Origin of the sequence: Alkalimonas cellulosilytica (assembly GCF_036325985.1) — a bacterium.
Lineage (GTDB): Bacteria > Pseudomonadota > Gammaproteobacteria > Enterobacterales > Alteromonadaceae > Alkalimonas > Alkalimonas cellulosilytica.
The window spans coordinates 13713-28545 of sequence record NZ_JAUHLI010000010.1; the positions used below are offsets into that span (position 1 = coordinate 13713).

General features: G+C 51.9%; 15 protein-coding genes. 6 read left to right on the forward strand and 9 right to left on the reverse strand.

What is annotated here, in order from left to right; genetic code table 11:
* The first annotated feature begins 151 nt into the window (after nt 1–151).
* Complete coding sequence (locus tag QWY20_RS11010) at nt 152–943, forward strand: putative porin (RefSeq protein ID WP_330129069.1); 792 nt, start codon at nt 152–154, stop codon at nt 941–943.
* A gap of 65 nt (nt 944–1008) precedes the next feature.
* Here QWY20_RS11010 and QWY20_RS11015 read toward each other — a convergent pair whose 3' ends face one another.
* From QWY20_RS11015 to QWY20_RS11025, 3 genes are all read right to left on the reverse strand, one after another.
* Nucleotides 1009–1413, reverse strand: a complete 405-nt coding sequence (locus tag QWY20_RS11015; protein WP_330129070.1) for a DUF4920 domain-containing protein — start codon at nt 1411–1413, stop codon at nt 1009–1011.
* Nucleotides 1414–1427: 14 nt separating this feature from the next.
* Nucleotides 1428–3281, reverse strand: coding sequence for a hypothetical protein (locus QWY20_RS11020; RefSeq protein ID WP_330129071.1), 1854 nt, complete (start codon nt 3279–3281; stop codon nt 1428–1430).
* 102 nt (nt 3282–3383) lie between these two features.
* Nucleotides 3384–3740: a RidA family protein gene (locus QWY20_RS11025; RefSeq protein ID WP_330129072.1), complete on the reverse strand. Its 357-nt coding sequence runs from the start codon at nt 3738–3740 to the stop codon at nt 3384–3386.
* 82 nt (nt 3741–3822) lie between these two features.
* Between QWY20_RS11025 and QWY20_RS11030 the strand changes: the two genes are divergently transcribed.
* Together QWY20_RS11030 and QWY20_RS11035 are read left to right on the forward strand one after the other, a co-directional pair.
* Complete coding sequence (locus tag QWY20_RS11030) at nt 3823–4764, forward strand: pseudouridine synthase (RefSeq protein ID WP_330129073.1); 942 nt, start codon at nt 3823–3825, stop codon at nt 4762–4764.
* A complete protein-coding gene (locus QWY20_RS11035) occupies nt 4761–5288 on the forward strand; it encodes a DUF6942 family protein (RefSeq protein ID WP_330129074.1) in 528 nt (175 codons plus the stop codon). The genes QWY20_RS11030 and QWY20_RS11035 overlap by 4 nt, the downstream gene beginning before the upstream one ends.
* On the opposite strand, the gene QWY20_RS11040 is transcribed toward QWY20_RS11035, so the two are convergent.
* A complete protein-coding gene (locus QWY20_RS11040; protein ID WP_330129075.1) occupies nt 5285–5740 on the reverse strand; it encodes a hypothetical protein in 456 nt (151 codons plus the stop codon). The genes QWY20_RS11035 and QWY20_RS11040 overlap by 4 nt on opposite strands.
* A gap of 365 nt (nt 5741–6105) precedes the next feature.
* Between QWY20_RS11040 and QWY20_RS11045 the strand changes: the two genes are divergently transcribed.
* The 3 genes from QWY20_RS11045 (at nt 6106) to QWY20_RS11055 (ending at nt 9365) form a co-directional block, all read left to right on the forward strand.
* Nucleotides 6106–6330 carry a helix-turn-helix domain-containing protein gene (locus tag QWY20_RS11045; RefSeq protein ID WP_091343031.1) on the forward strand — a complete coding sequence of 75 codons (225 nt, stop codon included), beginning with the start codon at nt 6106–6108 and terminating at the stop codon, nt 6328–6330.
* Nucleotides 6327–8318, forward strand: coding sequence for a DUF2075 domain-containing protein (locus tag QWY20_RS11050; RefSeq protein WP_330129193.1), 1992 nt, complete (start codon nt 6327–6329; stop codon nt 8316–8318). Before QWY20_RS11045 ends, QWY20_RS11050 begins: the two co-directional genes overlap by 4 nt.
* Before the next feature lie 252 nt (nt 8319–8570).
* On the forward strand, nt 8571–9365 hold the full coding sequence (locus QWY20_RS11055) for an internalin (protein ID WP_330129076.1): 795 nt from the start codon (nt 8571–8573) through the stop codon (nt 9363–9365).
* A gap of 150 nt (nt 9366–9515) precedes the next feature.
* Here the strand turns inward: QWY20_RS11055 and QWY20_RS11060 are convergent, their stop codons facing one another.
* The 5 genes from QWY20_RS11060 to uvrA form a co-directional block, all read right to left on the reverse strand.
* Nucleotides 9516–9794: a helix-turn-helix domain-containing protein gene (locus QWY20_RS11060; RefSeq protein ID WP_330129077.1), complete on the reverse strand. Its 279-nt coding sequence runs from the start codon at nt 9792–9794 to the stop codon at nt 9516–9518.
* On the reverse strand, nt 9784–10113 hold the full coding sequence (locus QWY20_RS11065) for a type II toxin-antitoxin system RelE/ParE family toxin (protein ID WP_330129078.1): 330 nt from the start codon (nt 10111–10113) through the stop codon (nt 9784–9786). The genes QWY20_RS11060 and QWY20_RS11065 overlap by 11 nt, the downstream gene beginning before the upstream one ends.
* A 198-nt stretch (nt 10114–10311) precedes the next feature.
* On the reverse strand, nt 10312–11187 hold the full coding sequence (locus QWY20_RS11070) for an SH3 domain-containing protein (protein ID WP_330129079.1): 876 nt from the start codon (nt 11185–11187) through the stop codon (nt 10312–10314).
* A 44-nt stretch (nt 11188–11231) separates the two neighbouring features.
* Entirely contained in the window at nt 11232–11684 is a 453-nt protein-coding gene (locus tag QWY20_RS11075; RefSeq protein ID WP_330129080.1) for a DUF5675 family protein, read from the reverse strand.
* Nucleotides 11685–11893: 209 nt separating this feature from the next.
* Entirely contained in the window at nt 11894–14716 is a 2823-nt protein-coding gene (uvrA, locus tag QWY20_RS11080; RefSeq protein ID WP_330129081.1) for an excinuclease ABC subunit UvrA, read from the reverse strand.
* Nucleotides 14717–14833: the final 117 nt, after the last annotated feature.

Genomic DNA, 14833 nt, shown 5'->3' on the forward strand with positions numbered 1-14833 from the left:
GTGTTGTTTCAGCCGCTCAACGATCCAACGAAACGTTTAAAAAACACGCAAACCCACAGTAAATTACATTATTTTACACTTTTGTGACTTTACACCACAAACTATTGTCCTTAGAATCCGCCGCCGAACCCACAGGACAAGGACAACACTGATGTTTAAATACGCACTTCCTTTAATCGCGGTCGCAGCTTCTGCTTCTGCTGTAGCCAACGATTATCAGCTGATTTCATCTCTGGAATGGGATCACATTCGTCAGAGCGGTAGCTCTACCAATGTTCGTGCTCTGGAAGGGACCTACTTCCTGGACCGTAAAACCGTACTGGGCCCATTGGATCAGTTTGAATACATTAACAAAACTTCTAATATTCAAGCAGGTTATGCCCGCGCATTCAGCACCAACCTGTATGCCCTTGGCGGTGAATACTTTACTGACTCCGGCGTTGTTGTTTCCGCTGGCCATCTGCGCAGCAGCGACTTCCATGCCAACACCCTGGGTTTAGGCTACCTGTTCTCTGATGATTTCATCGTCCGCGCTGAGGCAATTCGTCCGCGCAGTGGCAGCACCGATTACCTGTTTTCTGCCAGCTACAATCTGCAGCTGGAAGGCAATGATTACATCGGCTTTACCGCTAGCACCGATGATGACTTCGACTACCAGGGCATCAGCAGTAAGTACTTCGCTGCGTTAGGTGACGATCGCTTTATCACGGTTGGTGCCGCCTACGAGCGTATCAAGGGTGCGGACAATCAGTGGGAAGCCGAGGTAGGTTACTACTTCAGCCGCATGACTTCAGTCGCCGTCAGCTACGATCGCAGCAAAAGCTACGGCTTCAAAGCCAAGCATTTCTTCAACCAGAACTGGGCACTGGCAGCTGGCTACGGCAGCAACCGCGATGCCTCAGGCCTGAAAGTATGGCACCTGGGCGTTACTGGCCAGTTCTAAGCTAAGCAACGGATCGACGGTTTAAAGGGCACCAAGCGTGCCCTTTTTGCTATCGGATATTTTGCCTACTCACCAGCGTCAATCACTACCGCCGTTGGTACCAGCTGATAACGCACCTCATCACTGCCTGGCCAAGGCTGCAGAGTACCAGTTGCATACGCAGTTTTGCCTTTGGCACTGAGTGGAAACACCATATCACCATCCCGCACTTTGATACGAAATGATGGCTGCTGCTCAGTCGTTTCAAAACGCATCCAGCAGTGCATTTTCTCACAGACTGCAGCAATGGTGCCCTGTACTGTCACTTCCTGATCAAGATAGTGCTCCGGGGCAGCCAGGATACTGCTTAAAGCGACTAACTTTTCCTGTTGTACTTCGCCGCCAAACTGAACCGGTTCAGCCGCCATTACTGACTGAGCACAAGCCAGGGCAAAGCTTGCTGCGGTGATAGGTGTTATAAACCAATTCATTTGCTGTTTCCCTTTTAATTCTCAGGGATGGTCACATCAAGCTCAATGGTGTTGCCACCATTTACACTTAGTTGCAGCAGCGCCCTGTCACCGCTTTGTCCACCTTGAATACTGATTGGCAAGGCGCAGGCTCCATTTGTATTGGTACGTCGATCAGTACGACCGTCACAAAAACCCACTGAGACCTCTAAGCCACCTTGATTCCGGGTATAGCTTACCTGCGCTTTAATCTCAATAAAGGGTAGCTGAATTTCCGCTGCGTCGCGCACATCAAGTGATAGCGTGGCCGTTTCACTCAAGCTACTGACACCGGATAGGTTACGCAACTGGAAATCCAGCAGGGCACTGTAACACCCTTGGTTGTCCACGACAGCCGCATCGGTATCGCTGACCTGGGCTATCAACCATACTTGAGCTGATCCAACAGGCTGATAGCGTGTATCCAGCTGCGGATCCTGACAGCCAAGCCCCAGCGTGTGTCGGTTGGCCGGATACGTCAGATAAAAGGTGCCGGCACCGGTTAGGGTTTGCACCCGACCCGGTTGCAATTCGCCAGCCGCATTTTCGCCTGCTACCTGGATCCCTTTTAAGGCTGCTCCCACCAGGTACTGCACTGCATCCTGATCCTGCATAAAACCTGCTGTGGTAGTCATGGCTTCAGGAGACAGCTGCGCAACAAAGCGGCTTTTATCTCTGGCCGGACTGTTCAGTAACAACACCCGATCATTGGGCTCAATAAAACGCTGGATACCGTTGTGTTCCACATAAGCACTTTGAAACAAACTGTTCTCAACATCCGTTAAACTGGCCTCACCCGCCCGAATGCCGGCATTGGTATACAACACATTTTGACTAAAGCCATAATCCAGCACCGGAGGGATATTTGATGTCAGTACCGTATCGAGCACGCCCAGGCTAACGACAGTGTCATCAGCAACAGCATTGCCATAGCGATCGGTCACCTGCAGTCCTCCCTTACGTCGATAGAAACCGTTACCCAGATCCTGAATAGCATTCTGGATCGGGTAACTGATTGCAATGCTGTGCGCCGGGCCGGAGGCCACATTAATGCGACTGGACTGCACCAGCAAAGGGTTTGACCCACTCAGGGAAGGTAAAAACTCCACCAGTAACTCAATTACGCCCGGTAAGGTTCCTGCTGTTAACAGCGCCTGACCAAGCCCCTGCTCTGTTGTCAGCTCCAGCTGATGACTGCCAGACTGCTCCAGCGGGTTCGGTAATGGCTTCAGCGATTCTCCGCCACCAGGCCGGGTGATCATACTGACACGCAGATTCGCCTGTTGTTCATCTGCCGGAGTCACCCTTTGCCCATCCGCATTCTGCAACTCAATCCGTACAATGCTGGTTTCCTGCCCTGTCGTCCCAGCCACGGTTAAAGACGACACAGACAAGGATAACCCGAGCTGGTGTACCTCGGTCAAAGGATCGCCGCTTTCACCCGCCTCAATCAGAACGGATTGACTGCGTTGTTGGCCATTACTGAAAATACTCACCAGGGCAGTGCCGGCCTCTGCGCCCGGATAAAGCTGTAACCGGGCCTCTCCCCGACCGGAACCATCGGCATTGCCACGTGATGTGGTCATTACCTTACGACGAGTCACAGTATCATTATCAAAACTACCGAGCGTGGTGTGGAACTCGATGCTGGCATTCACCAGGGGATCGCCATCAGCATTACGGGCGGTTGCAATCACATAGCGATACTGCTCAGGATGAGCTGTACTAAGTGGGCCTTCGGTCACCTGCAACTGCAATTGCACCACATGTTTCTCACTGTCACCACCACAGCCGATCAGTACCAGTGCAACCAAACAAGCGGCGACAGCCAAAGCATACCGAACCATCATTTTTACCCCTGGGACATGAAATAAAGTACTGATTTTTATCATACTAACGTTCATCCTTTTGAATAGCAAAGCATTCCATCAACGCCAACCAACCGCTGTGTGTTAACTATCACCACCGCAGGCTGCCACAAAAGCAATTTCGACCAACATGGCCGGATCCAGCAGTTCTACCTTAATGCAGGCGCGCGATGGGGCACAGCCTGCCGGCAGCCAGGCATCCCAGCATTGGTTAAAAGCCTCGACCTGGCTGCTATCGGTGATGTAAATGGTGGCACTAAGCAGCTTGCTGTGATCGCTGCCAATAGCGGCCAGCGTTTGCTCGGCCTGCTGAAAAATCTGCCGGGCCTGGCCGGCCATATCGGCACTGGTATCCTCTGGTACTTCGACAAAATGAGCGATGCCGTTAAAGACCGTGGCATCGGACCAGCGTTGGCTGGGGTTAAGACGTTGAATGGGCATAGCAGCTCCTGCCTGAAAAAAAAGATTAGTACCATAGCCTGAAGAAAACACCAAGCACCTCACCAGCATCCAAGCTGCTTTTGTGCTAAGCTGGCAAGCCCGCAACCTGACTGAAACTACCGTGTCGATCGCCAAAACTGCCTCTGAAATTACCTTACCACCCACCAGCAATGGCTGCAGCACCGTGTTTGATTTTTTGTGTCAGCGCTTTCCCAACATAGGTGAAACCATCTGGCGTGAGCGCATGGCAGCGGGCAAGGTGCATTGGCATCAGGGTGAACTGATCAGCGAGCAGACGCCATTTTTACCCAGCCGGCGGGTCTGTTATTACCGCGAAGTCACGGCCGAGCCGGTGATCCCCTTTGCCCATCGTATCCTGTATCAGGATGAGCATATCCTGATTGCCGACAAGCCGCACTTTTTGCCGGTGACGCCGGGTGGCGATTACGTCAATGAATGCCTGCTGGCCCGGCTAAAGCGTGATACCGGCCTGGACGATCTGGTGCCGGTGCACCGGCTGGATCGCGATACCGCCGGCCTGGTGCTGTTCTCGTTAAACCCAAAAAGCCGCCCCGGCTATTACCAGTTGTTTGTTACCGGCAGCATTCAGAAACAGTATCAGGCGGTGGCCCGGCTGACACCACAGCTGCAGCAAGCGGCTTTGCCACAGCGCTGGCACATTGAAAACCGCATTGAAAAAGCCAACCCAGGCTTTATCAACCGCATCGCCGCAGGCGAGCCCAATGCCCGCTCCACCATCGCGCTGACTGAGCGCAGCGGGGAGTTGGGGCTCTTTCAATTGCAGCCCCATACCGGCAAAACCCATCAACTGCGGCTGCATATGCTCAGCCTGGGTGTGCCAATATTGTACGATCGCTATTACCCCGAGCTTTTTCCCAAGCAGGCCCCCAACTTCAGCCAGCCGTTGCAGCTGTTGGCCAAACAGCTCAGCTTCACCGACCCAACCACTGGCGAGGCCCGGCATTTTGTATCCGGCTTTGAACTGCAGGAGCGACCGTCATGAACCATGGCTGTGGGCTGGGCGATGCCAATGCCATGCTGCGGGTTTATGTGGCAAAACGGCCACCGATGCAGGAGTATGCCCAGTTAAGCGGGGTACAGCCACTGTGCCGCGGCGAAATCGACAGCATCAATCAAGCATGCGGCAATGGCTGGCGCAAGCTGTTTAATGTGTACGCCAAACTGGTTCAGGCATTGCCAGAAGCCCTGCAGCCACTGAAACAAGCCAGCACCAGCTGGCAAAGCTATCGGGATCAGCATCTGCTGCAAGCGGGCAGTGGCACAGCACTGCTGTTTAGCGCGCCGCAGCTGGAACCAACCAACAACACCCTGCATATCATCGCCGGCCGCACCCACGCCAAAGCGCTGCTGGCTGGCGGCCTTGACGCCCAACTCGACTGGCTGGATCACGAGTTCGCTATCGATAAGAAGCAACGGCTGCTGGTTTGTCCGTATTTTGACTACCGGCAACTGAGCAATGAAAAAATCGAGCGGCTATGCGGTTTGATTACAAAGATTATTGCTTAACCAGGTACCTGCTGAGCTCCAGTTTGCTCAAGCAAGCGCCAGTGCCGAAAGGTTTTGTGCAGCAGGGTAATCAAGATAAGTGAAATCAGCATGCTAAGATCCAGCATCCCAGTCGTGGCAAAGCGATACACCGCATCCGCCAACACCAGATAACTTAGCACCAGACAACTGATCAACCCGGCATAGTGGCCTCGCAACAACCCATAAAAACTGATGGCCATCAATGCGAACCCTACCCACAGTACTGCAAGCATCAACAACCGTTGTTCCAGCGCATACTCCAATAAAGTAATGTAAGGAGGAGGATTTCCACCCAGCGAATAAACACTGGCGACAAGAGAAATGACAAAGGATAGGCCAAGCAACAGCATGCCTACAAACTTCAGCCATACAGATACCGCCTGGCGGCGCTGCTGAAATAAATCGTTGTTATCCATCTGTGCGATATTCATTTACTGTCCTTAGTGAGCATTATTTCCGCTCATAACTGTAGCATGAAACAGATTGTAAATGAAGTTTACAATTGAAAGGTGTCGTTATTTCAATGAATGAAGTTAACGCATATTTCTGCGCATACTCCTCAATTGCATCATTCAGCTCAAGCTCTCCAAATTGAGCTAACCACTCCTCCTTCGTGTAGCCAGTATCGTCAAAGTCAATGCAGTACATTGCCTTTAAATGCTCACTAAGCAATTCAAAATAATCGCTATTTGAACTAGATATGGACATAAGAAAACTCACAATGTGACTTATAGTCCGTAGCATTATAAGTCACATCGACTGAGGATGTAAGCTCTTATCTTACAGGAAATGAGCAATGCATCAGGACGCTTTGCAACAATTCGGTTTACGCATCAAGCAACTGCGGCAGGCTCAAGGCATCAGTCAAGAAGAATTAGGTGCTAGGGCCCAGCTGGATCGCACTTACATCAGTGGTATTGAGCGTGGCAAACGCAATGTCAGCTTTAAAAACATTGTGTTGATAGCAGATGCGTTGCAGATCTCTGTGGCAGAGCTTTTTAATGTACCGGAGTTCAGCTGATGAGCCGCGCTTACTACACAGCTTCCATCCCTGAATTCTTAGCTGCTGATCAGGCATCGATTCTTGGGCAGATCACACCATTGCATGGACAAGATCTGCTGCACTCACAAACACAAGCGTGGATTGCACAAATAAGCTTGCTAAAACAGACATTGTCAGCCACCTCACAGCAAGGCCAGCTGTTTTTTGAGTTTATGATCCCACGAATGGGGCGCAGGGCCGATGTGGTACTTGTCCTTAATGGGATTATTTTTGTCCTTGAATTTAAAGTAGGTGCAAACACATACAGCTATGCCGATAGAGCACAAACTGCTGGTTATGCGCTTGATCTCAAGCACTTCCATGAAGGAAGCCATCACCTGCCGATAGTTCCCATCTTAGTTTGTACCAAAGCGACTGAAGAGTTTACTTCGCTCACATACAGCCAAGAACAGGTTGCATCGGTTTTGTGTTGTAACGGCATCAACTTAGCTACCCTTCTCAGTTCAGTGAGCCAGCAATTGGCTGCTTCGCCCTTTGATATCGCACACTGGCTTGCAGCATCGTATAAGCCAACGCCAACTATCGTAGAGGCTGCGCAAGCACTTTATGCCAAACATGATGTGGTCGATATTACTCGGTCAGAAGCAGGCAGTGAGAACATCGGAAAAACTTGCCACAAACTCTTTGAAATCATTCACCGAGCACGATTGCAACAGCAAAAAGTCATTTGTTTTGTCACCGGCGTGCCTGGTGCCGGTAAAACTTTAGTGGGCTTGAACATCGCAAATCAACACGCCAACCCGAATGATGATGAATACTCAGTATTTCTTAGTGGCAATGGGCCTCTGGTTGCCGTGCTACAAGAGGCACTAGCACAGGACTTGTTCCAAGCTGAGCGCACCCGTCAACTAGAACCCATTACTCAACCAATTACTAAGAAAGAAGCGCGCCAGCGCGTTGAAAGTTTCATTCAAAATATTCACCGCTTTCGAGACGAGTACATCAAGGAACAAGCAAAGCCACCTGAGCATGTCGCTATTTTTGATGAAGCACAACGCGCTTGGGATTTAGAACAAACGGCCAAGTTTATGCAACAAAAACGTGGCCTGTTCGACTTCAATATGTCCGAGCCAGAGTTTTTAATTTCAGTCATGGATCGCCATCAAGACTGGGCAGTGATCATTGCCCTTATCGGCGGCGGGCAAGAAATTAATGTCGGTGAGGCGGGTATTATTGGCTGGTTTAAAGCCATTGAGCATGGCTTTTCACATTGGCAAGTTTACTGCTCACCTAACCTGCTAGCAGGTGAATACGTCAATGACGGTATTGAACAAGCAAGGTTGAAGCATTTTCAACAGGAATCAAGCTTGCACTTAGCAACATCCATGCGCTCATTTCGCGCTGAAAACCTATCTTCATTTGTTCATTATCTGATTGCAGGTGATGCCAACAAGGCCAAACAGGTTTATTCAACCATAGCAAGCCAATACCCAATCGTGCTTAGCCGCGATCTGGCTCAAGCAAGGGATTGGTTAAAACAGCAAACACTAGCCAACCGCCGTTCAGGCTTACTGGCGTCATCCAATGCAATTCGCCTAAAAGCAGAAGGAATTTTTGTCAAAAATACCATTGAACCTGAGAAGTGGTTTTTAGCAGCGCCGAACGATATTCGTTCAAGCAACTTTCTAGAGGATACTGCCACAGAGTTTGACGTGCAGGGCTTAGAGCTTGATTGGGCCTTAGTTGCATGGGACGCTGATCTGCGTTTTACCGATAACGGGTTCCAACATTGGCGCTTTGCTGGAACAAAGTGGCAGAAAAGACAACAGCGAGTACAACAACAGTACTTGGAAAACGCCTACCGTGTGTTATTAACACGGGCCCGCGAAGGGATGGTTATATTTGTACCTGAGGGTAATGATACCGACTCAACCCGTCAAACGTCTTTCTACGATGGCACCTACGCATTTTTACAAGCCTGTGGCTTACCAACATTGAAATGCTAACATTTCAAACTGGCTTCGTACTGGTAATAGTTTTGCCGAGTGCCCGACAGCTTAAACCACTCCAACACTTTAAACTCACTTTTATGCTCATATAAAGTGTATAACTGCTGCCGTTGCCAGATGACAAAGACAAAGACAAAGCGGCCCTTTACCGCTTGCACCCAAACATTGCAACCAACAACAAAAGCAAAATCTGTTGCCAGTTATGGAGCCTATTTTTCCCAAGGTTTCTTGATCAGCAAGGAGTGACACATGGTACACGACGGCTACATTGACCTTATCGAACCCGAGGTTTCCGGCGGAAAAATATCGCGCGCTCGTCTTGATCTGCTGCAGGACGTTGAAGGCGACAAGGTTCGCATCAGTGGGTTGCGGCAGGATACCCTCGAATACTTCGTTCACGCCTATGGACAAAGATTCAAAGCCATTGAGTTGTGGAAGTGCCCTCAAGTAGCCGATTTGTCGCCCCTGGAAGACCTCCACCAAGTGCAGTCCATCAGCCTATTTTGGAACCAAAAAGCCGATCGCCTGTGGCGTGTGGCGAAGAACAAAGACTTGGTCAAGTTGTCGCTGCAAGATGTGAACCACGCGAACGACCTGGCTCCGTTAGCCGACTCCCCCATCCTGCAACGACTGAGTTTTGGCAATGAAATCTGGAGCAAACATCATGTACTTTCGCTGGCACCGCTGGAGCATCTGCCCGCGTTAACCCACCTCGACATCAACCCCAAAGCTATTGAAGACAATAGCGCACGTCCGCTTACAAAGATCCCCAGGTTGCAGGCACTCGACTTTAGCAGTCGCCTTTTTACCACCGAGAAAGTTGCGTGGTTAAAAGCTCGATTACCAGACAACATTGAGTCTCCGCACTTAGCCCCGTTTGTGAGGATTGACGCTGGCTTGAAAGAAGACATTATGGTGATCGGTAAGCGCAAGCCCTTTCTAAACGCTGAAAAAGATGCTGTGCGTTTGGCCAAATATGTTGAAAAATTTAATGCGCTGGTGGCCTTCTACCGTGCGCATCCCGAAGCCAATGAGCCAAGCTAAGTTAGCGCTACTTCACAACGTATCACTGGCAGAGCAAAGCGGACCTACACATCACATTTTTATGCGCATAAAAGTGTTGGATTGCTACAATGTTCAAGCTTTGAAGCATGCTGATAGCTGACGATAGATTTTATTTTGTTGGAATAAGGCTCAACGTGCTTTCATCGGTTTAATGGTTAGCTGATAACCACAAGCATGTGCGTACTTGGTCAGCGTCGACCAGCTGGGGTTGGCATTGCCCCTTTCCAGTCGACTTACATTGCTTTTCTGAGTTTGCATTCTTTCAGCAACCTGTGTTTGGGTTAAACCGGCCTCGGTGCGCATCGACAGCAATTGATCGATCAGCGAAAACTCACCTTCGAGCTGGTCATATTCAGCTTTTACCTCAGGGTTCGCTAAGGCTCGCTGCTTTAATGTTTCAAGACTCATGGTTTTGAACCTCTTTTTGCCGTTGCCGGGCAAGTGCTAACTCTTTGATGGGTGTTTTCTGAGACTTTTTCACAAAGGCATGCAGTACATGTATATGCTTACCTTTCAGGTAGCAAAACAGCCCGCGCCCAATTCCTTCTTGTGCTTTCGCCCGGATCTCAAATAATCCATCACCCATGGGCTCAGTGTGAGGAGCACTCAAATTAGCACCATGCTTCTCGATGAGCTCCAGTAATTTAAGCATTCTTGCCTGAAGCTTCGCTGGCATGTTCAGAATCTGATCTTCTACACCAGAATAAAAGCTAATCTTCCAAGCCATAAAGCTCCTTCAGTTATCTTATATGATAACTCTCAATGACCTCACTGTCCAGCTGGATCATTTCATAGGGTGTGCTCTTTGAGCTTATTACCGCCGTGCATAAAGCTACTGACTGTCACAAAGCGGCAGGATTTTCGATGATCCTAATGGCACAAACTATCATGCGCGCGCAAAAGCAGATGATGTTGCTGCCAAATACTAATTGATGATCCAAAGGCTGGCCTTTGGCAGGTAGCCGGCTTGTGTCTGGCCTTGTGCATCGGTGAACTGTACTTTGACCCACCCGGCCGATACCGTGTGCAGTTTTTCAATTTCAGAGGTGCCGGCGGGCACTTCGCTGATCACGCGGGAACCATGATCGGGCGCTGAATGCAGTGGCGTCTGCTGCTGCAGCTGATAAGTTAAGCGCCAGGGTTGGCCCAGGTAGGTATCTGGCTGAAAGTCGGCTAGTGCGCTCAGGTCGACTTGATTGCCAGCGACAGGGTCAGCTGAAATAAGACGGCCATAGACAAAGCGGTGATCCCCTTCCACAAAACTGACGAGACCGTCCAATCGGGCCTGAACAGGCTGCACGATGTACCCCTCCCGGTGTTGGAGGAAGCCAGCAGGCAGCGGCTTAAAGGGTGCCAGTGCTTCGGCAAGGGCTGCACTTTCGTCTGGGGCATAGCCCATTTCCAGCTCGTCCAGAACCGGGGCTGCCAGCCGCTCCCGGTACAGAAAAATCCGTTGCAAATTGCGCACATCGGCACTGCTGGCAAGGCTGGTCAGCACCATGGATGGATTAGGATAAAAGCGCAGCTGCAACCGCTGCCAGGGCTTCGCATCGGCCAGGGTAACCGGCTCAGCTTCCACGTACACCGTTTCCCAATACGCTAACAGCACACCGCTCAGCTGGATGTCGCCGTTCAGGTAACGAAATGCCGGATTGTCCGACTTCTGTACCACAGTCAGTGCGATTTTTTGCTCTGCTATAGCGTTATCATCAGCCCGGGCACTGGTTCCGCTTTGCAACGAGCAGGCCGTTACTACCCATCCCCAACAAAGTACCTGCAGCAGCTTGGTTACACAGTTCATCCGATGGCAATCCTCAGTAATACCTTGGGTATCATACCCATCCCTTACTCATAGGCAGAGGTAATTTCGACAATCACCTTATCAATACCAACACGTTGCAAATAGGTTTTCAGCCGGTTCAGCGCATCAACACTGCTGCCGACCATATCAATATCGCGGCTGCGACCTATTAAAAGGCAGCCATCGGTATTGCGCGGGTAATTGCCGTTGTGAATATAAATATACCGGCTTGACGGAACTTGCCCATTAGACAGCCAGGGCACTGGCAGATGGGGCCTGACACCTGGCAGATTGGTTCGGGTTTGCCACTGCAACTGATAGCGCCCTTCCGGAATCCGCAACCTGAGCCCTGACTGAGTGGTATCCGGGCCGGGACGCTCCAGTATGTAGCCCTGGGCTATCTCGCCAGAACCAGGCCTGGCATCGGCAATGATCAGCCTGCTGATGGTAGAGTTATCTGTCGCCCACTGCCGGATCACTTTAATGGTGTGAGGCATAGGGAAACCCTTTGTTTCTTTAATGTGTATAAAGCATAAAGGATCCGTACCAGCAAAGCAAACCCCGGGCGATGAAAGGACTGTAACCGCCTGCATGAATGGCACATAACTTGGCTTTGGCAAAGGATGCAAGCCGGTTTCACTGCTGAAGCCGTTGTCCGGCACAACATCTTAGCGATGCACGGTTGTGCCGGTTCAGCCATACAGAACTAGCTCAACAGCGGTTTCAGGTAATGGCCGGTAAAGGATTTTTTGCACTTGGCCACCTGCTCCGGTGTGCCGGCCACCAGAATTTCACCACCACCGCTGCCGCCTTCGGGGCCTAAGTCGACAATCCAGTCGGCGGTTTTGATCACATCCAGGTTGTGCTCAATCACCACCACGGTATTGCCGTGATCGCGCAGCCGGTGCAGCACGTTCAGCAGTTGCTGCACATCGTAAAAGTGCAGGCCGGTGGTGGGCTCGTCCAGAATGTACAGGGTTTTGCCGGTATCGCGCTTGCTAAGCTCGCGGGCTAACTTCACCCGCTGGGCTTCACCACCGGATAAGGTGGTGGCCGACTGGCCCAGTTTGATGTACGAAAGACCGACATCCATCAGGGTCTGCAGCTTGCGCTTTATGGCCGGAATCGCCTGGAAGAACTCCAGCGCATCTTCCACCGTCATATCCAGCACTTCGTGGATGCTTTTGCCTTTGTATTTCACTTCCAGCGTTTCACGGTTGTAACGCTTGCCCTTACAGACATCGCAGGGCACGTAGACATCGGGCAAAAAATGCATTTCCACCTTAATCACGCCATCGCCCTGACAGGCCTCGCAGCGCCCGCCTTTGACGTTAAAGCTAAAACGCCCGACCTGATAACCGCGCGAACGCGCTTCCTGGGTACCGGCAAATAGCTCGCGCACCCCGGTGAAAATACCGGTGTAGGTCGCAGCGTTAGAACGCGGGGTGCGGCCAATCGGACTTTGATCGATGTCGATGACTTTATCAAAATGCTCCAGCCCTTCGATCGCCTGGTGTGGCGCTGCATCACTGCCTTCGCCCTTGTTCAGCACCTTGTGCGCCACCCGGTACAGGGTGTCGTTGATTAAGGTAGACTTGCCCGAGCCCGACACACCGGTGACACAGGTCAGCAAGCCAAAGGGAATGGCCAAATCGACGTTTTTCAGGTTATTGCCGCTGGCACCCAGCACTTTCAGCCACTTGTCGTTCAGCGGTGTGCGCACTTTCGGCACTTCAATCCGTCGCTTGTTGCTGAGGTACTGACCGGTCAGCGATTGTTCGCAGGCTTTAATGTCGTCCAGCGTGCCCTGGGCCACCACCTGGCCACCGTGCACCCCGGCGCCCGGGCCAATATCCAGAATATGATCGGCGCTGCGAATCGCATCTTCGTCGTGTTCGACCACAATCACCGTATTACCCAGATCGCGCAGGTGCGTCAGGGTGCCGAGCAAGCGGTCATTATCGCGCTGATGCAGGCCAATCGAAGGTTCATCCAGCACATACATCACACCCACCAAACCCGCGCCAATCTGGCTGGCCAGCCGGATGCGCTGCGCTTCGCCGCCGGACAGGGTTTCGGCGCTGCGCGATAAAGTCAGGTAGTTCAGGCCGACATTGACCAGAAAACTGAGCCGGTCCTGAATTTCTTTTAACACCTTTTCGGCAATTTTGGCTTTTTGGCCGGTTAAGCTGAGCTGCCGGAAAAAATCCAGGCAATCGCCAATGGAGCGCTCGGTCACCATCGGTAGGTTGGTCTGGCCAATAAACACATGGCGTGCTTCTTCGCGCAGCCGGCTGCCGTTACAACTGGGGCAGGGCTGGCTGGCCATGTATTTCACCAGTTCATCGCGCACCGAGTTGGACTCGGTATCGCGGTAGCGCCGCTCCATATTGGGCAGAATGCCCTCAAACGGATGGCGCCGGCGCACCGCATCGCCGCGATCATTGACGTAACGAAAATCGATGGCAGTGCTGCCACTGCCATAAAGTACCGCCTGTTGCTGCTTTTTGCTCAAATCGGCAAAAGGGGTGTCGACCGAAAAGCCGTAGTGCTCGGCCACCGACAGCAACATCTGATGGTAGTAAAAACTGCGTTTATCCCAGCCCCGAATCGCCCCGCCAGCCAGACTGAGCGCCGGGTTGCTGACTACTTTGGCCGGATCGAAGAATTGCTTTACCCCCAGGCCATCGCAACTGGGGCAGGCCCCGGCCGGGTTGTTAAAGGAAAACATCCGCGGCTCCAGCTCGGTCATCGAGTAACCGCAGGTGGGGCAGGCAAAGTTGGCCGAGAACACCAGCTCTTCTTTGCCCGGGTCGTCCATATCGGCCACCCGCACCACGCCACCGGACAGCTGCAACGCCGTTTCCAGCGATTCGGCCAGCCGCTGCTGGATATCGGCCCGCACCTTAATGCGGTCGATCACCACCTCAATGCTGTGCTTTTTGTGCAGCTCCAGCGTCGGCGGATCGCTTAAATCGCAGATTTCGCCATCGATGCGGGCCCGAATGTACCCCTGTGCCGCCAGGCTTTCCAACAGCTTGACATGCTCGCCCTTGCGGTCCTGTACCACAGGCGCCAGCACCATCATTTTGCTGCCCTCCGGCAGCGCCAGCACTTTATCGACCATTTCGCTGATGGTCTGGGCCGCCAGTGGCAAATCATGCTCCGGACAGCGTGGCTCACCCACCCGGGCAAACAACAGCCGCAGGTAATCGTAAATCTCGGTAATGGTGCCGACCGTCGAGCGCGGGTTGTGCGAGGTGGACTTTTGCTCAATCGAAATGGCCGGTGACAGGCCTTCAATCAGATCGACATCCGGCTTTTCCATCATACTCAGAAACTGACGGGCATAGGCCGACAGCGATTCGACGTAACGGCGCTGCCCTTCGGCATAGAGGGTATCGAACGCCAGCGACGACTTGCCGGAGCCGGACAAACCGGTGATCACAATCAGCTTATCGCGCGGAAGATCCAGCGAAAAGTTCTTCAGGTTGTGGGTACGGGCTCCACGAATTGAAATTTTATCCATGCGTTCTGTTACCTGCAGCGGGCAGCCGGGTTGGCTAATGATAAAAACTGTACAAATATACACTAACTTTGCACTGCGGCAAAGTTGCCATCCAGACAGAACGTGCCAAAGGCCGCT

Coding starts and splice junctions, on each gene's coding strand:
- QWY20_RS11060 (WP_330129077.1), bottom strand. CDS start 9,794: ATGAGTCTTGAAACATTAAAGCAGCGAGCCTTAGCGAACCCTGAGGTA.
- QWY20_RS11015 (WP_330129070.1), bottom strand. CDS start 1,413: ATGAATTGGTTTATAACACCTATCACCGCAGCAAGCTTTGCCCTGGCT.
- QWY20_RS11045 (WP_091343031.1), top strand. CDS start 6,106: ATGCATCAGGACGCTTTGCAACAATTCGGTTTACGCATCAAGCAACTG.
- QWY20_RS11055 (WP_330129076.1), top strand. CDS start 8,571: ATGGTACACGACGGCTACATTGACCTTATCGAACCCGAGGTTTCCGGC.
- uvrA (WP_330129081.1), bottom strand. CDS start 14,716: ATGGATAAAATTTCAATTCGTGGAGCCCGTACCCACAACCTGAAGAAC.
- QWY20_RS11040 (WP_330129075.1), bottom strand. CDS start 5,740: ATGAATATCGCACAGATGGATAACAACGATTTATTTCAGCAGCGCCGC.
- QWY20_RS11065 (WP_330129078.1), bottom strand. CDS start 10,113: ATGGCTTGGAAGATTAGCTTTTATTCTGGTGTAGAAGATCAGATTCTG.
- QWY20_RS11010 (WP_330129069.1), top strand. CDS start 152: ATGTTTAAATACGCACTTCCTTTAATCGCGGTCGCAGCTTCTGCTTCT.
- QWY20_RS11025 (WP_330129072.1), bottom strand. CDS start 3,740: ATGCCCATTCAACGTCTTAACCCCAGCCAACGCTGGTCCGATGCCACG.
- QWY20_RS11070 (WP_330129079.1), bottom strand. CDS start 11,187: ATGAACTGTGTAACCAAGCTGCTGCAGGTACTTTGTTGGGGATGGGTA.
- QWY20_RS11075 (WP_330129080.1), bottom strand. CDS start 11,684: ATGCCTCACACCATTAAAGTGATCCGGCAGTGGGCGACAGATAACTCT.
- QWY20_RS11020 (WP_330129071.1), bottom strand. CDS start 3,281: ATGATGGTTCGGTATGCTTTGGCTGTCGCCGCTTGTTTGGTTGCACTG.
- QWY20_RS11035 (WP_330129074.1), top strand. CDS start 4,761: ATGAACCATGGCTGTGGGCTGGGCGATGCCAATGCCATGCTGCGGGTT.